This is a genomic window from Alcaligenes sp. Me129 (assembly GCF_050487245.1).
Classification (GTDB): domain Bacteria; phylum Pseudomonadota; class Gammaproteobacteria; order Burkholderiales; family Burkholderiaceae_B; genus Alcaligenes; species Alcaligenes phenolicus.
The window spans coordinates 44383-62257 of the sequence record NZ_JBKQGX010000012.1 but is presented as its reverse complement, the minus strand read 5'-3'; the positions used below and the strand labels follow the sequence as shown (position 1 = coordinate 62257).

General features: G+C 54.6%; 16 protein-coding genes and 1 pseudogene. 14 read left to right on the top strand and 3 right to left on the bottom strand.

What is annotated here, in order from left to right:
• The first annotated feature begins 5 nt into the window (after nucleotides 1-5).
• Together ACLPGZ_RS13410 and ACLPGZ_RS13405 are read left to right on the top strand one after the other, a co-directional pair.
• Nucleotides 6-2429, top strand: coding sequence for a TonB-dependent siderophore receptor (locus tag ACLPGZ_RS13410; RefSeq protein ID WP_052695851.1), 2424 nt, complete (start codon nucleotides 6-8; stop codon nucleotides 2427-2429).
• A gap of 40 nt (nucleotides 2430-2469) precedes the next feature.
• Complete coding sequence (locus ACLPGZ_RS13405; RefSeq protein ID WP_203144831.1) at nucleotides 2470-2835, top strand: hypothetical protein; 366 nt, start codon at nucleotides 2470-2472, stop codon at nucleotides 2833-2835.
• A 249-nt stretch (nucleotides 2836-3084) separates the two neighbouring features.
• On the opposite strand, the pseudogene ACLPGZ_RS13400 reads toward ACLPGZ_RS13405, so the two are convergent.
• Both ACLPGZ_RS13400 and ACLPGZ_RS13395 read right to left on the bottom strand, forming a co-directional pair.
• Nucleotides 3085-3291, bottom strand: a pseudogene (locus ACLPGZ_RS13400) (transposase); the annotation flags it as partial.
• Between the two features lie 62 nt (nucleotides 3292-3353).
• Nucleotides 3354-4274, bottom strand: a complete 921-nt coding sequence (locus tag ACLPGZ_RS13395) for a LysR family transcriptional regulator (RefSeq protein ID WP_115635174.1) — start codon at nucleotides 4272-4274, stop codon at nucleotides 3354-3356.
• Between the two features lie 111 nt (nucleotides 4275-4385).
• On the opposite strand from ACLPGZ_RS13395, the gene metE reads away from it, so the two are divergent.
• The 5 genes from metE (at nucleotide 4386) to ACLPGZ_RS13370 (ending at nucleotide 11588) form a co-directional block, all read left to right on the top strand.
• Nucleotides 4386-6677: a 5-methyltetrahydropteroyltriglutamate--homocysteine S-methyltransferase gene (gene metE, locus ACLPGZ_RS13390; protein WP_321386595.1), complete on the top strand. Its 2292-nt coding sequence runs from the start codon at nucleotides 4386-4388 to the stop codon at nucleotides 6675-6677.
• Nucleotides 6678-6918: 241 nt separating this feature from the next.
• Entirely contained in the window at nucleotides 6919-7896 is a 978-nt protein-coding gene (locus ACLPGZ_RS13385; RefSeq protein WP_088452654.1) for a DUF1852 domain-containing protein, read from the top strand.
• A 29-nt stretch (nucleotides 7897-7925) separates the two neighbouring features.
• A complete protein-coding gene (locus ACLPGZ_RS13380; protein WP_009454664.1) occupies nucleotides 7926-8954 on the top strand; it encodes a methionine synthase in 1029 nt (342 codons plus the stop codon).
• A 252-nt stretch (nucleotides 8955-9206) separates the two neighbouring features.
• Complete coding sequence (locus ACLPGZ_RS13375; protein WP_035268038.1) at nucleotides 9207-9854, top strand: TetR/AcrR family transcriptional regulator; 648 nt, start codon at nucleotides 9207-9209, stop codon at nucleotides 9852-9854.
• Nucleotides 9855-9875: 21 nt separating this feature from the next.
• On the top strand, nucleotides 9876-11588 hold the full coding sequence (locus tag ACLPGZ_RS13370) for an acyl-CoA dehydrogenase family protein (RefSeq protein WP_321386599.1): 1713 nt from the start codon (nucleotides 9876-9878) through the stop codon (nucleotides 11586-11588).
• Nucleotides 11589-11696: 108 nt separating this feature from the next.
• Here ACLPGZ_RS13370 and ACLPGZ_RS13365 read toward each other — a convergent pair whose 3' ends face one another.
• On the bottom strand, nucleotides 11697-12062 hold the full coding sequence (locus ACLPGZ_RS13365) for a VOC family protein (RefSeq protein WP_302356515.1): 366 nt from the start codon (nucleotides 12060-12062) through the stop codon (nucleotides 11697-11699).
• A 71-nt stretch (nucleotides 12063-12133) separates the two neighbouring features.
• On the opposite strand from ACLPGZ_RS13365, the gene ACLPGZ_RS13360 reads away from it, so the two are divergent.
• The 7 genes from ACLPGZ_RS13360 to fur all read left to right on the top strand — a co-directional run bounded on the left by ACLPGZ_RS13360 (nucleotide 12134) and on the right by fur (nucleotide 17871).
• Entirely contained in the window at nucleotides 12134-12835 is a 702-nt protein-coding gene (locus ACLPGZ_RS13360; RefSeq protein WP_115635248.1) for a helix-turn-helix transcriptional regulator, read from the top strand.
• Between the two features lie 221 nt (nucleotides 12836-13056).
• A complete protein-coding gene (gene zigA / locus ACLPGZ_RS13355) occupies nucleotides 13057-14280 on the top strand; it encodes a zinc metallochaperone GTPase ZigA (RefSeq protein ID WP_115635182.1) in 1224 nt (407 codons plus the stop codon).
• 63 nt (nucleotides 14281-14343) lie between these two features.
• Nucleotides 14344-15285: a GTP cyclohydrolase FolE2 gene (gene folE2 / locus ACLPGZ_RS13350; protein WP_115635184.1), complete on the top strand. Its 942-nt coding sequence runs from the start codon at nucleotides 14344-14346 to the stop codon at nucleotides 15283-15285.
• The gene (gene yidD, locus ACLPGZ_RS13345; RefSeq protein WP_115635186.1) at nucleotides 15282-15542 is read left to right on the top strand and encodes a membrane protein insertion efficiency factor YidD; all 261 of its coding nucleotides are present in this window, start codon (nucleotides 15282-15284) and stop codon (nucleotides 15540-15542) included. The genes folE2 and yidD overlap by 4 nt, the downstream gene beginning before the upstream one ends.
• Entirely contained in the window at nucleotides 15439-15996 is a 558-nt protein-coding gene (locus ACLPGZ_RS13340; RefSeq protein ID WP_258866308.1) for a SufE family protein, read from the top strand. Before yidD ends, ACLPGZ_RS13340 begins: the two co-directional genes overlap by 104 nt.
• Nucleotides 15993-17387, top strand: a complete 1395-nt coding sequence (locus ACLPGZ_RS13335) for a dihydroorotase (RefSeq protein WP_115635188.1) — start codon at nucleotides 15993-15995, stop codon at nucleotides 17385-17387. The genes ACLPGZ_RS13340 and ACLPGZ_RS13335 overlap by 4 nt, the downstream gene beginning before the upstream one ends.
• A 25-nt stretch (nucleotides 17388-17412) precedes the next feature.
• Complete coding sequence (gene fur, locus ACLPGZ_RS13330) at nucleotides 17413-17871, top strand: ferric iron uptake transcriptional regulator (protein WP_115635190.1); 459 nt, start codon at nucleotides 17413-17415, stop codon at nucleotides 17869-17871.
• The last annotated feature ends 4 nt before the right edge of the window (nucleotides 17872-17875 follow it).

Below are 17875 nucleotides of genomic sequence, written 5' to 3'. Positions count from 1 at the left end.
TTTCTATGCCGTTGGCGCACCCTCATTTCCGTCTGGCCCCGCTTGCGTTGGCCATCACGTTTGCACTGGCTACGCCGGGCATCACCTATGCACAGGCTACCGTAAGCAGCACACAAGCGGTTACGCTTTCCATTGCTGCGCAACCCTTATCGTCTGCGCTCAACGAACTGTCGGCAGCTACTGGTACAGCAATTGGTTTTTCTCCAGCACTCGTGTCGGGTAAAACTGCGCGCGCGGTCAGAGGCGAGCTGACGGCGCAGCAGGCGGTGGATCAGATGCTTTCTGGCAGCGGGCTGCTTGCCACGCAGGAAGGTGGCGGCATTGTCATAAAAGCCGCTACGCGCGCCGATGACGTGCCAATCCTGGACGCTGTGACGGTCAGTGCCAGTCAGCTTGGCCTTACCACCGAAGGCACCGGCTCGTATACGACTGGTAGCATGAACACGGCCACTCCCTTGTCCTTGTCCATCCGCGAAACCCCACAGTCGGTCAGTGTGGTGACGCGCGAGCGTATGACGGATGCGGGCATGACCTCAGTGGAGGATGCCTTGGCCTTTACGACAGGGATGACGGTGAAGGCCACGGGCGGTGAACGCAATACGTATAGTGCTCGAGGTTTTGATGTCTCCAATATCCAGGTGGATGGTCTGACGGTTGATCACGATTCGGATACCCTGGGGTCAGCCAGTTTGGCTATGTACGACCGTATCGAGGTTGTGCGGGGGGCGGCGGGCCTGCTGGAAGGCGCAGGAAATCCGTCGGCATCCATCAATCTGGTACGTAAACGGCCGACGTCGACCTGGCAGACCTCCTTGACGGCGGCACTGGGGCGTTGGGATGATTATTCGGGTAGCGTGGATACAGGCGGTCCCCTGAACGCCAGTGGCACCTTGCGCGGCCGCGTAGTGGCCTCTTTGCAGGATGCCGATACGTTCACTCAAGGGTATGGCCACAAGCGCGAGCTGTTCTATGGCATCGTAGAGGCGGATTTGACCGACCGCACTTTGCTGACCTTGGGGGGGTATTACAACAAGGAAGACAACCCTGGCGCTGACTGGAACGGTTTGCCCACGCGTGCTGACGGTAGCTTTTATGACTTTGATCGTTCGGTGCGCGCCAGCCCGACCTGGTCATACTGGAACAAGACAAATGTGAATTTCTTCGGTGAGCTCAAGCACACGTTTGAGAATGATTGGGATGTGTCTTTGAAGGGACAGTACCTAGATGGCAAGCTGGATATGTTAGGTACTTCATTGCTGGGGCGTAGTGCGGAGGATACGTTTCTTTATAACGTCGGGCAGTATCGCTACCACCATAAGAATACCTCGTTGGACTTGCGTGCGACAGGGCCTTTCACTTTGTTCGGAAGATCTCATCAGTTGGCGGTGGGCGCCAACTATCGCCATCGCGTCGATAGCGACGGCCCCGGCGGTTGGCCGAGCGCCTATGAGTATGGCTTTGACCCGATGCACTGGCAGGAGACCGTAGCCCCACCTATGCCCGAAATGAACTGGATGTGGTCGAGTGACGGAGATGTGAAAGAGTATGGTGCGTATTTCACGGGCAAGTTCAATTTGCTGGATGGGCTTAATCTATTCGCTGGCGGGCGTTTCAGTTGGTATGAACTGGATCAGACTCTCAAAAGCGGTACCTACCTTGGCAAGACAGCCTATGAGGCTAAAGGGGAGTTTACCCCTTATGCTGCCTTGACCTATGATCTGTTTGAGCAGCACACGGTATATGGCTCGGTCACCGGTATCTTCAGGCCACAGAATTACAGTTCGACTTCAGGCGCTTTGCTTGACCCCGTTGAGGGTACCAATTATGAGCTGGGCATCAAGGGCGAATACCTAGGCGGCAGGCTTAATGCCAGTCTGGCCGTTTTTCAGATTAACCAAAGTAATTTGCCGGAAAGCCTGCCTTTGTTGCTGTGTCGCTCGGGGCAATCATGCTACGCGGCAGCGGGTGAAATTCGTAGCCGTGGGGTGGAACTGGAAGTCTCCGGTAATCTGACAGACGCCTGGAGCGTGTTTGCCGGATATGCGTATCAGCAGGCCGAATACCGTAAGGATTCGGTCAATGGTAAAGCGGGTGATGCTTATGCCACGACGACGCCTCGCAACTTGCTGACCTTATCCACGGTGTACCAACTGCCTGGGGCGCTGGCCAATTGGCGGGTTGGTGCATCGGCGCGCTTTCAGAGTGCGGTGCACAGCTCTATTGCTGGGGAGGGGCCAGCGGTCAGACAAGGCGCTTATGGTATTGTCAACACCATGATCGGATACAGCCCGAACTCTCATCTTGACTTGCGCTTGAACGTCAATAACCTGTTCGATAAATACTATTACCGCACTGTCAGTTACCCTCGTAATGGCAATCTGCTGGGTGAGCCGCGTAGCTTCATGCTAACAGCGCAATACAAGTTCTAGTTCGTAGGGTGGAATAGCGTCCGTGTATGCCGCCGTTTGATTGCAACATCCCACGCTCGGTGTTCGCACCCCATGGCGGGTTCATCCTTCAGATAACCCGCTTTCACATTTTACTTTTTCCCCGACACCATACTCAATCGAATCCGGCATTCCTTACCTTTGTTCGCCCTGGGTGCCACGGCATTCTTTCGCACGTGGCCTGAATAACACGACCTCTACGCTTTATTTAGGCAAGCTGATGGAGGGATCGCTCTCAGTGGCGGATGCCACATATGTCATGCCTAAAGACCAGATTCAGTTGGCGCAGCCGAAAACGAACGCCAAAGGCGAAGAGATCTTTGCCCCCAAACGCAAGGCCATCGTCGATGACACGCACAACCGCTTTTTCGTTATCCACCCTGTATAAGGTAGTCTGGTCTGGATCATCGATGCTGCGACGAATATGCTTGTATACACCACATCCCCAGCGAAGGCATCTGGACGGCCCGTGCCACCTATCACACTATTACCGGCATGCGATATGTCAGTCAGGGGATAAGAATGAAACTCTGGGCATCGATCCCGATGCTGGCAAAGTAGTACGGACCCTCAGCATTGACGACAGTGCGGACAACACGGCTGTGGGCTCTAAATATTTCTTCATCCAGCGTATCAAAAACACGATCGAGGACAGGACATCCCAGAGCCGAGTCTGCCAACTAATCGCCTCGACTATTACCTCGTCGGTGACCGAACTGAACAAGGCCGGCAAGACCTGTGTGCCGTCATTATCGGCTAAAAAGGCCTGAATCTCGCGCACGCTCATGCCTCGGGCATAAAGCGTGGTGATGCGCTCATCAAAACCGTTAAAGGGGCGCTCGTGCATCTTTTCTTTATAGGCATATCCATGCGGGTAAGCTTGCATAATATGTCTCATCCACAAGATTACGGATAGGTTCGAATACAGTTTTGCCCCCCTCCAGGCCCAGACCCCCGAGCCAGATCCATAAACGCCTGCAGATAATCAATCACCGTTTCCGTCTCCCTCATCCCCAGGAAGATCTGCTTGGCGATGCCATGTTTGCCCAACCTTACCGGCACTACGTCCAGTTTCTCCGCATACTCTTCCACCAGCCATCGCGGCAGCGCCGCTACGCCACGGCCACTGGCAACCATCTGCATCATGATGTCCGTCGTCTCAATCGTTTTATGCCGTCGGGGGGCGATACCAGCAGGCAGCAGAAACTGGTTGTAGATATCCAGCCGGTCTATGTCCACCGGATAGGAAATCAGTATTTCCCTGTCCAGGTCTTTAGGCTTGGCGTAGTCCACATTCGCCAGGGCATGGGCCTTGTTCACTACCAGCACCTGCTCGTAGTCGAATACGGGCTCGAACTTCAGGCCGGGTTTGTAAAGCGGGTCGGGGGTGACCAACAGATCAATTTCATACCCAAATAGCGCACCGATCCCGCCGAACTGGAATTTCTGCTTCACATCCACATCCACGTCTGGCCAGGCGCTAAGGTACGGCGAGACGATCTTAAGCAGCCATTGATAGCAGGGGTGGCATTCCATGCCGATGCGCAGTGATCCTCGCTCGCCTTGGGCGAACTGGCCCAGGCGTTCTTCTGCCAGATCCAGCTGCGGCAGGACGCGGTTGGCGACGGCCAGCAGATACTGCCCGGCTTGAGTCAGTTGCAGGCTACGGCCTTCGCGACGCCAGATTTCTGTGCCCAGTTGCTGCTCCAGTTTCCGCATGGTGTGGCTAAGGGCAGATTGGGTAACGTGCAGCACGGCAGCGGCGGCGGTCAGGGACCCTTGCTTGTCAACTTGCTGCACAACGGCCAGGTGGATGCGCTCTAACATGATACGTGAATGATATTCATGGGTTGGTGAGATAAGACCATTTTACTTCATTGATACGGCTTCCTACAATGCAAGTCATTCATTCATCCACTGGCCTTTAGAGAGCAGCACATGACGACGATTCATAATCTTGGCTTTCCGCGCATTGGCGCCAAACGGGAACTGAAGTTCGCCTTGGAGTCTTACTGGAAGGGCGAATCTTCGCGTGACGAACTCAAGGCTCTGGGCGCACAACTGCGTCAGCGTCACTGGGAAAACCAGGCGGGTCTGGATTTGGTGCCCGTTGGAGATTTCTCTTTTTACGATCAGGTGCTGGATGCCAGCTTCTTGCTGGGCAATTTGCCCGAGCGTGTGCAGGGCTTTCATGGTGACGAGCTGGATAACTATTTCCGCGTAGCGCGCGGTCGTTCGGCCAAAGGTCTGGAAGATCACAGCGCTTGCTGCGGTGGTGTGGCGGCTGGTGAAATGACCAAATGGTTCGACACTAACTATCACTACATCGTCCCCGAATTTACGGCTGACACCCAGTTCAAGCTGGACGCTTCGCGTTTGCTGGAGCAACTGGCTGAAGCCAAGGCTCAAGGCGTGAAGGCCAAGCCTGTGATTATTGGCCCCGTGACTTATCTGGCATTGGGCAAGGCCAAGGATGAATCCAACAAGCTGGCTCTGCTGGATCGCTTGTTGCCCGTGTATGTCCAATTGCTGGAGACGCTGGCTAAAGCCGGCGTTGAGTGGGTGCAGATTGACGAGCCTATTCTGGTTACCGAGCTGGATGCCGATTGGCAGCAAGCGTTCAAGACCGCTTATCAGCAACTGAAAGCTGCTGGCGTGAAGTTGCTGGTAGCCACTTACTTTGGTCAGTTGCTGGAAAATGCTGCTTTGGCCGCCAGCTTGCCTGTCGCCGGTTTGCATGTGGATGCCATCAATGATCGTGATGGTGTGGATGCACTGCTCAAGCTCTTGGGTGACGACAAGGTCTTGTCCCTGGGCGTGATCAATGGTCGCAATATCTGGAAAACAGATTTGACCGCTGTACTGGACTGGGTTGAGCCCATCGCCAAGCAACTGGGTGATCGTTTGTGGATTGCTCCTTCCTGCTCGCTGCTGCATGTGCCGGTTGATCTGGACAGCGAAGAAAAGCTGGATGCCGATGTGAAGCCCTGGTTGGCCTTTGCTTTGCAAAAGCTGGATGAACTGCGTGTATTGGGTAAAGCCTTGAGCCAAGGGCGTGATGCCGTCAAGGCAGAGCTGGCCGATAACCTGGCCGCTTTGACTGCCCGTCGCAACTCGCCCCGTGTGAATAATCCTGCTGTGAAAGCAGCGGTGGCGCGCATCTCGGCCGAGCTGGGCAAGCGCAAGAGCGTTTACGAACAGCGTGCTTCCAAGCAAGCTGAATTCCTGAAACTGCCCGCATTCCCCACCACCACGATTGGTTCTTTCCCACAAACGGCAGAAATCCGTCGTGCTCGTAGCGAGTTCAAGGCCGGTCGTCTGGACGAAAACAGCTATCAGGCCGCAATGCGTGCCGAGATTGAGCGCAGCGTGCGTGAGCAGGAGAAACTGGGTCTGGACGTGTTGGTGCACGGCGAAGCCGAGCGTAACGACATGGTCGAATACTTTGGTGAGCAGTTGGACGGCTACGCATTCAGCCAGTTCGGTTGGGTGCAGTCCTACGGTTCGCGCTGCGTGAAACCACCCATCCTGTTTGGTGACATCAGCCGCCCTCAAGCCATGACGGTGGAATGGATCACCTACGCCCAGTCGCTGACTCAAAAACCCATGAAGGGCATGTTGACCGGCCCCGTGACGATCTTGAACTGGTCCTTTGTGCGTGATGACCAGCCTCGCTCGGCTTCTTGCCTGCAACTGGCGCTGGCCATTCGCGAAGAAGTGCTGGATCTGGAAAAGGCCGGTGTGCATGTGATTCAGATTGACGAAGCCGCCTTGCGTGAAGGTTTGCCTCTGCGTAAATCGCAATGGCAAAGCTACCTGGACTGGGCCGTGGAAAGCTTCCGCATCACCGCCAACGGCGTGGGCGATGAGACGCAAATCCACACACATATGTGTTACTCGGAATTCAACGACATCATTTCTTCCATTGCCGATATGGATGCGGACGTGATCACCATTGAAACCAGCCGCTCGGATATGGAATTGCTGGAAGCCTTCGAGAACTTCCAGTACCCCAACGAGATCGGCCCTGGCGTGTACGACATTCACTCGCCCAATATTCCGACCGAGCAGCACATTGTGAATTTGATGAAAAAAGCCGCCGAGCGCGTGCCAGCAGAACGTTTGTGGGTGAACCCCGACTGCGGTTTGAAGACACGTCAATGGGCTGAGGTGATTCCCGCTTTGACCAATATGGTGGCCGCAGCGAAAGTTTTGCGGGCAAGTGCCTGATCAGGTCATGAGCTGAGTTTGGCGGAAAGTCCCGGCCAAATGCCGGGACTTTTTTTGAGGCTGATTCAAACCTGTTTTCTGGCTTTACCAGGAAAAAGAGAGTAAGCAGTGCAGCCCCCCGAAGCAGCTCAGACAATCAGCACAGAGTGTACATAAATAAGATGAATTTATTTTTCAAGATCAATGACTTGGCTCGAAAATAAATTCGAGATTGAAATCAGAAATTAGGGCATACATAAAAATGAATAAAGAATTCGCGTTCAGCATCAGAAGCATCCGTTTTGATGAAAACTACCGTCCAGCCGATAACACACGTATCACCACTAACTTTGCCAATTTGGCCCGTGGTGAAAGCCGTCAGCAAAACCTGCGCAATACTCTGAAGATGATCGACAATCGCTTCAATAGTTTGGCGCATTGGGACAACCCGAATGGGGACCGTTATTCAGTTGAACTGGATATTGTCTCTGTTGATATTGATGTTGAAGGCAATGGTTCTACGTTTCCGACCATCGAAATTCTGAAAACCAGTATCGTTGATCACAAAGAAAACAAGCGTATTGAAGGGATTGTGGGTAACAACTTCTCTTCGTATGTGCGTGACTACGATTTCAGTGTGGTTCTGCTGGAGCACAACAAGAACAAAAACGGTTTCAGCGCCCCGGAAGGCTTTGGTGACTTGCATGGCAAGTTGTTCAAGGCTTTCGTGAACTCCAAGCTGTATCAGGAAAATTTCAACAAATCCCCCGTGATTTGCCTGAGCGTATCCAGCAGCAAGGTCTACCACCGTACAGGTAATCAGCATCCGGTATTGGGCGTCGAATACCAGCAAAATGAGTTCTCGCCGACCGATGAGTACTTCGCGAAAATGGGCTTGCAGGTTCGTTATTTCATGCCCCCAAATAGCGTGGCGCCTTTGGCCTTTTACTTCCGTGGTGATTTGCTCAGTGACTACACGAATCTGGAATTGATCAGTACCATCAGCACGATGGAGACATTCCAGAAAATCTACCGCCCCGAGATTTACAATGCCAATTCGGCAGCAGGAATGCGCTATCAGCCCAGCCTGAAAAATGCGGATCATTCGGTTACGCAAATTGTCTACGATCGTGAAGAACGTAGCCGTCTGGCGGTTGAGCAGGGCCGGTTTACCGAAGAGAGTTTTATCAAGCCATACAAAGTTATTCTTGATCAATGGGCAGCCAGTTACGCGCTTTGATTCATCAAAAACAACAAGGTTATTTAATTATGAAAAAATTGCTACCCACCTCCACCGCTGGCAGTTTGCCTAAACCCTCCTGGCTTGCTGAACCCGAGAAACTGTGGTCGCCATGGAGACTGGAAGGTGAGGACCTGGTCGAAGGCAAGAAAGATGCACTGCGCTTGTCCTTGCAAGAACAATTGCACGCCGGTATCGATCTGATTAGCGACGGCGAGCAAACCCGCCAGCACTTTGTCACTACCTTCATCGAACATCTGGAAGGCGTGGACTTTGAAAAGCGTGAGACCGTGCGTATTCGTGACCGTTACGATGCCAGCGTTCCAAGCGTTGTCGGTGCTGTGAATCGCCCCAAGTCCGTATTTGTGGACGATGCCAAGTTCCTGCGCCAGCAAACCTCGCAGCCGATCAAATGGGCGCTGCCTGGCCCCATGACCATGATCGATACGCTGTACGACAACCACTACAAGAGTCGTGAGAAACTGGCTTGGGAATTTGCCAAGATCCTGAACCAGGAAGCCAAAGAGCTGGAAGCCGCAGGCGTGGATATCATCCAGTTTGACGAACCTGCTTTCAACGTGTTCTTTGACGAAGTGAATGACTGGGGTATTGCTACGCTGGAACGTGCCATTGAAGGTCTGAAATGCGAAACCGCCGTGCACATTTGCTACGGTTACGGCATCAAGGCCAACACCGATTGGAAAAAGACCCTGGGTTCGGAATGGCGTCAATACGAAGAGTCCTTCCCGAAGCTGCAGCAATCCAAGATCGACATCATTTCTCTGGAATGCCAGAACTCCCACGTTCCTATGGATTTGATCGAACTGATCCGTGGCAAGAAAGTGATGGTTGGCGCCATTGACGTGGCCACCAACGTGATTGAAACCGCTGACGAAGTGGCCAACACACTGCGCAAGGCGCTGAAGTTTGTGGACGCTGACAAGCTGTACCCCTCCACCAACTGCGGTATGGCACCTTTGCCACGCGCCGTGGCTCGTGGCAAGCTGCACGCCCTGAGCGCCGGTGCTGAAATCGTTCGCAAGGAACTGTCGGCCTGATTGGTTTGATACCTTCGCGCTAGCTAGTTTCAGACTGCCCCCAGCAAACAGTATTGATGGCTTTGCCATCGCTGTTGCTGGGGGCAGTTTTATTGGGGCTGCTGATTGTGTTGCTTTAAATAACAGATGCTCCCAAGCCGCCTGCAATGCCAGTAGGCGAGTATTTTGACACCTCTGCTTAAAGAAATTCTTGTCCACCATAAAGAAATGAACTAGGATTCACTCATGTAATGAATCGAGGTTCACTTCTTTATGGCCTATCGTCAAACCCCCGCCGTTGAAGCTCGTCTGCAAGACAATCGTAGCCGTATCCTGGAAGCCGCTCGTGTTTTGGTCAGTGAAGGTGGCTGGCAGGAAGCCCAAGTGGCCAGTGTGGCGGCTGCGGCGGGTATGGCCACTGGGACGGTCTATCGCTACTTCCCGTCCAAGGCCGAGTTGTTCGCGCAAGTGCTGTCGCAGGTGTCTCAGCGGGAGGTGGATGTACTCACAGACATTGCGCAGGCTGACGGAGCCTCTATGCTGCGCCTGCATGCCGCAGTCTCAACATTCGTAAAACGCGCCATGCGTAATCCTCGTCTGGCGTATGCCTTGATTGCCGAGCCATGCGATAAGGAAATCGACGCGGCTCGTCTGGTGTATCGCGCCGCGATCAGCCAGGTCATTCACTCCATTGTTTCCATGGGGCAAGATGCCCAGGAGATGCGCCAGGATGTGCAGCCCGATATTGCGGCTACCGTCATTGTGGGCGGTTTCATGGAAGGGCTGATTGGCCCGCTTTCTCCTCTAAGCCGTCAGCAGCACGATGGCACGGACAGTTACCAGCGCCAAGTGGCTGCGCTGGCTGACCAGATTGCCCAGATGGCGTGCGCCAGCGTGGCAGTCCTTTCTGCCACGCCTTAGAAAAACAGTTCGGAGACAACCATGAACCAAGCGCTTCCCCCCAGCATTTTGAATGCGCCCGAGGATCGTTACAGCACGCATCAGGTTTTGAATCAGGCTCTGCCCGCCAGTGGTTTCAATGCTTTTACGGGTGATCAGGTGTTAACTGAGGCCATTCGCCGCGAAGCCCCGTGGGCCGAATCGTGTTGTCAGGCTTTGGGGGCGGTGGCTGGTGATGACAATGTTCAGGAGTTGGCCCGTTTGGCGAACCGTCATATCCCTGAACTTAAAACTCATGATCGCTTCGGCAACCGGATTGATTGGCTGGAATTTCACCCCAGCTGGCATGAATTGATGACCCTGGCCTGGCAGCACGAGGTGCCGAATTTAAGCTGGCGTACGCAAGAGAAAAACGGCCACTTCGCTCGTGCGGTCTTGTCCTATCTGTGGAATCAGGTGGAGCATGGTACGGGTTGTCCGACCGGCATGGCGTATGCGGCGTATGCCGGTTTCGAGGCTGAACCTGCTTTGGCGATCTGGGCGGTCAAGCTCAAAGGGACGCGCTACGAATACAGTCGTCGCGAAGTGGGGGACAAGCCCTCGGTGGTCATTGGCTATGCGATGACAGAAAAGCAGGGCGGTTCAGATCTGCGCGAGACGCAGACTACTGCGCGCTTCTCCCATAGCGCGGATTATCACGGCGCTACGGCGCATTGGTATGAGCTGACGGGGCATAAGTGGTTTTGTTCAGTGCCGCAGTCTGATGGCTTTTTTACGCTGGCTAAAGTCAATGGCGGTGTTACTTGTTTCTTCTTGCCCCGTACCTTGCCGGACGGCAGCTATAACCGCTTTTTTGTACAACGCTTGAAGGACAAGGCGGGCAATCGTTCCAACGCGTCCAGTGAAGTGGAGTATGCGGGCACGCTGGCAATTCGGGTTGGGGAAGAAGGGCGCGGTATTCGGGAAATTCTGTCGCACTCGCATTTGACACGTCTGGATTTTGCGATTGGCTCGGCGGGTTTGATGCGACAGGCGCTGACCTTGGCCCTGCGTCACACGACATCACGCAAGGCCTTTGGAACCTCCATTGCCGATCGGCCCATGATGAGCAATGTGCTGGCGGATATGGCGGTAGAAGTGGAAGCGGCAACCTTGATGTCCTTGCGCGTGGCCAAGGCCACTGACCTGATGCAAAGCAGTGACCACGAAAGGCTGCTAGCTCGGGTGGCCACGCCTGCGGCTAAGTACTTCAATTGCTCGCGCGCCCCCTCCATTGCGAATGAGGCTTTGCAATGTCACGGCGGCAATGGCTTTATTGAAGAAAACCCCATGGCCCGTGTGTATCGAGAGGCCCCCTTGAACAGCGTTTGGGAAGGGACGGCGAATATGATGTGCATGGATGTGCGGCGCGCCATGATCAGAGATCCGCTTACGGTGGAGGCGGTTTTCAATGAAATCAGACCCTTGGCCGGGCAAGACAAGCGCTTCGATGCTTTGGTGCAGCACACCGAGCGTCTGGTGATAGCGGCGATCGAGGACGAGTTCCTGGCCCGCCCCATGACCGAAGCCGTCGCCCGCGTCTTGCAGGCGGCGGAGCTGCTGCGCTATAGCTCTCAAGAGGTGGCGGATGTCTTTTTAAGTACGCGCAGCGGCGGGGATGTGGGGTCTTGGGGAGCGCATTACGGCACCTTGGGAACGATGGCATCTTCGTCAGTCGCGCAGAAAATTATGCGCAGAGCGATGGTGACAGATTGATTTGTGCTGTTCGCAGAGCCTGGAGTGAGCAGGGGCTATCTGGATCAAGTCCAGGATAGCCCTTGTTCTTTGGAGTCCGACGGCTTTGCAAGTAATGCAGCGTCAGTCTTACGCTGCTGTGCAGACTCTTAATCGGTGTCCATCCGGGTCCAGTGCAACGAATGTGCGCCCAAAAACGGCTGTCATGGGCTCTTGCTCTATGGTGATACCCGCAGTCACCCAGTTTTGATACAGCTGATCAACAGCCGCATCATCGTCCACTAAAAAAGAAAGCTCGGAGCGATGCCCAGTTCCGGATGAGACAAAGCTGGCTGCCTGGGTAGACCACAAACCCAGGGTCAGGCCCGTGTTCAGTTCAAACGCGACATAGGTGGGGAAGGATTCAACGGGCGCTTTTTGAAGCAGCTTCTCATAGAAAAGGCTGCTGGCGGCGGGGTCTTGGACATAGAGCAGCAAAAGGTTTGGGTGATTCATGATCGCTCCAACAAGGTGATTGAGCAGATCATTATGGGTGACCATACTGCCAAAAAATGGCAGTATCTGGCATGGCCCGAGCAGAACGACTTCTTTCCCTTTTACAAGTGCTACGCCGGCACAAACGTCCGGTGAGTGGTGCGCGGCTGGCCCAAGAGTTGGGCGTCAGCATTCGGACCTTATATAGGGACATTGCTTCCTTGCAGGTGCAAGGTGCCGATATAGAAGGGGAGCCGGGAGTCGGCTATGTGTTGCGACCTAGTTTCATGCTGCCACCCTTGATGTTTTCTCAAGCAGAGCTGGAGGCCTTGATACTGGGTTTTCGCTGGGTAGAAAAGTTTGCGGACGAGCCGCTGACCAAAGCGGCTGGCGATGCCATGGCCAAGATCTCTGCGGTCTTGCCCGATAGCTTGAGAGACAGCCTGGACAGCACCGCTTTACGGGTTGGGCCTAGAGTGATTCAGGATGCTGAGCTTGTTGATCTCGGCATTGCGCGTACAGCGATTCGTTTGCAGCGCAAGCTGCGCATCATTTATGTAGACGGGGCAGGCCAGGAGTCGGAGAGAGTGATCTGGCCTTTTTCCTTGGGCTACTTTCAGCACTTCCGGATTCTGGTGGGTTGGTGCGAATTGAAAGGGGACTTCCGGCATTTCCGGACGGACAGGATACAGCGCTTGGTCTGTCTGGAGGAGTCTTATCCCCGGCATCGGTCTGATTTGTTCAAGCAGTGGCGTGCAACACAAACAGAGCTACGCTACGTGCCTGACACCTGACACCTGACACCTGACACCTGACACCTGACACCTGACACCTGATTCCAGATTCCAGATTCCTGTGACCTTGCTTTGTGAAAACCGGTTTCTCTGTCCTGGTCGTCAAGCCCTCCTTGCAAGAGGGTTTTTTCTTGGTCAATTATTGTTATGTTATAACATCTCAAAATTGACAGAAGTCCTCTGCAAGGAACGGCCCATTGATGCCTCAAGGAAGAAGAGAAATGACGATGACCCTCGATAACACGCCAGTCGATCCCGCAGCCCGCATTCCCGTAACGGTTTTGTCCGGTTTTCTGGGGGCGGGCAAGACGACTTTGCTGAACCACATCCTGAACAATCGCGAAGGCCGCCGCGTGGCCGTCATCGTGAACGATATGAGCGAGGTCAATATTGATGCCGCTTTGGTTCGTGACGGTGGTGCCGAGCTATCGCGCACCGATGAAAAACTGGTGGAGATGAGCAACGGCTGTATTTGCTGCACCTTGCGCGAGGACTTGTTGTTGGAGGTGGACCGTCTGGCCAAGGAAGGGCGTTTTGATCAGCTGGTTATTGAATCCACCGGCATTTCAGAGCCACTGCCCGTGGCTGAAACGTTCACCTTTGAGGGCGAGGATGGCCGCTGCCTGGGTGAAGTCGCGCGCTTGGACACCATGGTCACGGTAGTGGACGCCTTTAACTTTCTGCACGATTATAGCTCGCAAGACAGCATCCAGTCCCGTGGCGAATCTTTGGGTGAAGAAGATGCGCGTACCGTTGTGGACCTGTTAATTGAGCAGATCGAGTTCTGTGATGTGCTGGTTCTGAACAAGATTGATTTGATCAGCGAGCCAGAACGCGAGCGCCTGATGGCCATTCTGAACAGTCTGAATCCCCGTGCTCGTATTGAAACAGCCGAGTTCGGCCAGGTGCCCTTGGACCGCGTTCTGAACACCGGTTTGTTCGATTTTGAAGAGGCTTCCAAGGCCCCAGGCTGGCTGCAGGAATTGCGTGGTACTCATACCCCGGAAACCGAAGAGTACGGCATAGGCAATTTTGTTTACCGTGCACGCCGTCCATTCCACCCGCAGCGTTTCAAGGAATTGGTCGAAAGTGAATGGCCTGGGGTGGTGCGCTCCAAAGGCTTTTTCTGGTTGGCGAACTTCCCGACTCTGGCGGGCTCCTGGTCACAGGCTGGCGCGGTGGCTCGCTATCACGTGGCGGGTTACTGGTGGGCGTCCATGCCGCCTGAACGCTGGCCGGAGGATCCCGAAGCGGTAGCGCTGATCAAGGAAAAATGGGACGAACGAGTAGGGGATGCGCGTCAGGAGTTGGTTCTGATTGGCATGGATATGGACGAGGAAGCACTGCGCGCCCGTTTCGATGCCTGCCTGTTAAGCGATGAAGAAATGGCCAGCGGCCCCAGCACCTGGACAACATGGACGAATCCGTTTTCAGACTGGCCTTGATGGCGTTGAGGTCTTGCCAGGTCTTTGCCAGCGTGAGCAAGGCCTTTTGATTGGATGTTGAGTATGACTGTTGTACTTCCCGACCCGGCTTTGAATGATTTCTCTCATGGCCTGACTCCGCTTTCCTGGGTGGGTATGGAGGGAATCGACCTGCCCATTACCGTGTTTGAACGAGGCTATAAGCAGCAGTTGCATGCGCGGGTGGATGCTCAGGTTGATTTGCCCTTGGCACATGTAAAAGGGATACATATGTCCAGGCTGTACCGCTTGCTGAATGACTTGCCGCCAGAACAGTCCTTGTCACCGTTAGGGCTGCGGCGTCTTTTGCAAGGCATGGTGGATAGCCAGCAGGACTGTGGAACGCGCAGTGCACGACTGTGTTTTCGCTTTGATTTATTGGTGCGACGGCCTGCCTTGGTCACGCAGGGTCTGGCAGGCTGGAAGTCCTATCCCGTCGCGCTGGAGGCCAGACTTTTGGACGGTATCTTTATGTGCAAGGTGCAGGTTCAGATAGCTTATTCATCGACCTGTCCTTGTTCGGCTGCGCTGGCTCGGCAGTTGATTGAACAGGGCTTTATGCAGGCTTTTGGAAAGCAACCTGTCTTGCATGCAGATGAGGTAGCTGCCTGGTTGCACAATCACGCCAGCCTAGCCACTCCCCATAGCCAACGCAGTCAGGCTTTGGTTCAGATCCAAGTATCGGAAGACAGTGAGGACTTTGGGTTTTTGACGCTGATTGATCGCATTGAAGAGTCATTGGCAACACCCTTGCAAACCGCCGTCAAACGAGCAGACGAGCAAGCCTTTGCCGCCTTGAATGGTCAGAACCTGATGTTTGTGGAAGACGCGGCGCGTCGTATAGCAGCGGCCTTGGGGGACTATCAGAATCCTGGTGTTCAGGTCCGACATCTGGAGAGTCTGCATCCCCATGATGCAGTGGCGTTCAAAACTCCTTCATCGGAAGGGATGCCTTTTCTGCGACTGAGCGGGGGCGTGGCGCCATGAATGTTCTAGTCCTGCTTGTTCGCGGCTATCAGCTTTTTATTAGCCCATTGCTGGGGCCACGTTGCCGCTTTTATCCAACTTGCTCCCAGTATGCGATTCAGGCTTTGCAGGCGCATGGCCCCCTCAAAGGAACTTGGCTGGCTGCACGGCGCCTTGTTCGTTGTCACCCTTGGCATCCGGGCGGGCATGACCCTGTTCCAGCTCTTGATGATCGGGGTGGGCAATCGCTCAAGCAAGCAGGAGAAGACCGTGGGTAAGGATGCAGCACCAGAAGAGTCCATAGTTCAAGCCCAGCAAGCCATTGTGGAGAGTTTCCAGTTCCTGGGGAACTGGATGGCCCGCTACGAATATTTGATTGATCTGGGGCGCTCCTTGCCGGACTTCCCGGACGAATGGCGTACCGAGATGAACCGTCTGCACGGTTGTCAGGCACAGGTCTGGATGGTGTCTGAATTGCGTGATCACAAGTTGTTTTTTCAGGCCCGTAGTGATTCCGCCATCGTCACCGGCTTATTGGCTTTATTGATGCAGGTGTACTCGGGGCGTTTGCCGCAAGAAATCCTGTCCCATCCCCCTGATTTTTTACGGGCAATTGAACTGGAGCAGCACTTGTCACCGAATCGCGCCAATGGTCTGTTTCACATGATGGAGCGGATTCGTTTGACGGCACAAGACGCTCTGGATGTAGAAGCCTCAAAGGTAAAACCATGACGCCAGTAATCCCGAAGGCCTCTACCTCTGAGGCTGCAGAAACCGCCAGGCAGCATACTTTGCGTCATGCCGATTTGCTGCTCTGTGGCGCTACGGTAATGACTCCTAATGGGGCCGAGCGTCTCGACATCGCCTGTGCGCAAGGCCGGATTACGGCTCTTGGTGATTTGTTGCCCGGCTGGAGTGCAGACTGTGTGCTGGACCTTAATGGCCTGCATGTTTTGCCAGGGGTGATCGACAGTCAGGTGCATTTCCGAGAGCCGGGGCTGGAGCACAAAGAGAATCTGGAAGCGGGTACACGGGGCGCAGTCCTGGGCGGCGTTACGGCGGTTTTTGAAATGCCCAACACCTATCCCTTGACCTTGGGTGCTGCCGATTTGCAAGCCAAGCTGGATGCTGCTCAAGGCCGAAGCTGGTGTGATCATGCCTTTTATATCGGTGGTTCTGCCTTGAATGCCGATTCCTTGCAGGAACTGGAACAGCTCCCAGGTTGTGCAGGCATCAAGGTCTTTATGGGCAGCTCCTTTGGAGACCTATTAGCGGATGAGGACGACGTGCTGCGTCGCATCTTGCGTCATGGTCGCAGACGGCTGGCAGTACACGCCGAGGATGAGGCCAGGCTGCGTGAACGCAAATATATCGCCCTGGATAGTGGCGACGTGCGCCAACACCCGGTTTGGCGTGATGTGGAAAGTGCCTTGAAGGCAAGCCAACGCATTGTTCGTCTGGCGGCAGAGGTGAAGCGCCGATTGCACGTGTTGCATGTGTCTACCGCAGAGGAAATGCAGTTTCTGGCCGCGCACAAAGATCGCGTAACGGTGGAAGTCACCCCACACCATCTCAGTCTGCAAGCTCCCGACTGTTATGAGCGTCTGGGCAGCCTGGCGCAAATGAATCCCCCGGTGCGCGGGCAGGTTCATCAAGACGCGCTGTGGCAGGCGATTCGTTCGGGCGTGGTGGATGTCATTGGCAGCGATCATGCACCTCATACCTTGCAGGAAAAGTCTCAAGCCTATCCCGCCTCACCCAGTGGCATGACTGGCGTGCAAACCTTGCTGCCCGTGATGTTGAACCATGTACACGCAGGCCGCCTGAGTTTGCAGCGACTGGTGGATTTGACCAGTGCCGGACCTGCCCGGATTTTTGGACTGGAAGGCAAGGGACGCATAGCCCTGGGTTTTGATGCGGATTTCAGTATTGTGGATTTGAAGGCACGCCGCCGCGTCCGCAATGACTGGATTGCCAGCGTCAGCGGCTGGTCTCCCTACGACGGCATGCCAGTTGTGGGCTGGCCGATTCACACCATTGTGCGCGGCCATTGTGTTGTTCGTGATGAAGTCCTGGAAGGGCAGGCTCAAGGCAGGCCGCTGCGTTTTCTGGAAGTCCCTTAACCGCCCGTTCAGCAAGGAGTACGTCGTGACGGATTCAAAAGAGCTTAAAGAGCGAGGCCTGAAGGTGACGACGGCTCGTATCCAGATTCTTGAGATATTCCAGGCCCCCGGCATTCGTCATTTGACGGCAGACGATGTGTATCGCCAACTGATCCGGCAAGGCAGTGAGATTGGCCTGGCGACTGTCTACCGGGTGCTGACCCAGCTGCAACAGGCAGGCTTGCTAAAGCAGGTTTATTTCGAATCCGGCCGGGCGCTGTATGAGCTGGACGATGGCGAGCACCATGATCACCTGATTTGCACGGACTGCGGGCGTGTGCAGGAGTTTCATGATCAGACGATCGAGCAGCAGCAAAAAATGATTGCTCAGGAGCGGGGCTTTCAGGTTATGGAACATAGTCATGTGGTGTACGGACGCTGCCTGAATCCGGATTGTGAATATCGCCCGGAGCCCATGATGACAAGGAGAAAACATGAAGGCTAAAGGA

What these genes read in the sequence shown, in the direction of transcription:
- ACLPGZ_RS13410 (WP_052695851.1), top strand. Translation starts at nt 6, where the DNA reads ATGCCGTTGGCGCACCCTCATTTCCGTCTGGCCCCGCTTGCGTTGGCC.
- ACLPGZ_RS13395 (WP_115635174.1), bottom strand. Translation starts at nt 4,274, where the DNA reads ATGTTAGAGCGCATCCACCTGGCCGTTGTGCAGCAAGTTGACAAGCAA.
- metE (WP_321386595.1), top strand. Translation starts at nt 4,386, where the DNA reads ATGACGACGATTCATAATCTTGGCTTTCCGCGCATTGGCGCCAAACGG.
- ACLPGZ_RS13385 (WP_088452654.1), top strand. Translation starts at nt 6,919, where the DNA reads ATGAATAAAGAATTCGCGTTCAGCATCAGAAGCATCCGTTTTGATGAA.
- ACLPGZ_RS13380 (WP_009454664.1), top strand. Translation starts at nt 7,926, where the DNA reads ATGAAAAAATTGCTACCCACCTCCACCGCTGGCAGTTTGCCTAAACCC.
- ACLPGZ_RS13375 (WP_035268038.1), top strand. Translation starts at nt 9,207, where the DNA reads ATGGCCTATCGTCAAACCCCCGCCGTTGAAGCTCGTCTGCAAGACAAT.
- ACLPGZ_RS13370 (WP_321386599.1), top strand. Translation starts at nt 9,876, where the DNA reads ATGAACCAAGCGCTTCCCCCCAGCATTTTGAATGCGCCCGAGGATCGT.
- ACLPGZ_RS13365 (WP_302356515.1), bottom strand. Translation starts at nt 12,062, where the DNA reads ATGAATCACCCAAACCTTTTGCTGCTCTATGTCCAAGACCCCGCCGCC.
- ACLPGZ_RS13360 (WP_115635248.1), top strand. Translation starts at nt 12,134, where the DNA reads ATGGCCCGAGCAGAACGACTTCTTTCCCTTTTACAAGTGCTACGCCGG.
- zigA (WP_115635182.1), top strand. Translation starts at nt 13,057, where the DNA reads ATGACGATGACCCTCGATAACACGCCAGTCGATCCCGCAGCCCGCATT.
- folE2 (WP_115635184.1), top strand. Translation starts at nt 14,344, where the DNA reads ATGACTGTTGTACTTCCCGACCCGGCTTTGAATGATTTCTCTCATGGC.
- yidD (WP_115635186.1), top strand. Translation starts at nt 15,282, where the DNA reads ATGAATGTTCTAGTCCTGCTTGTTCGCGGCTATCAGCTTTTTATTAGC.
- ACLPGZ_RS13335 (WP_115635188.1), top strand. Translation starts at nt 15,993, where the DNA reads ATGACGCCAGTAATCCCGAAGGCCTCTACCTCTGAGGCTGCAGAAACC.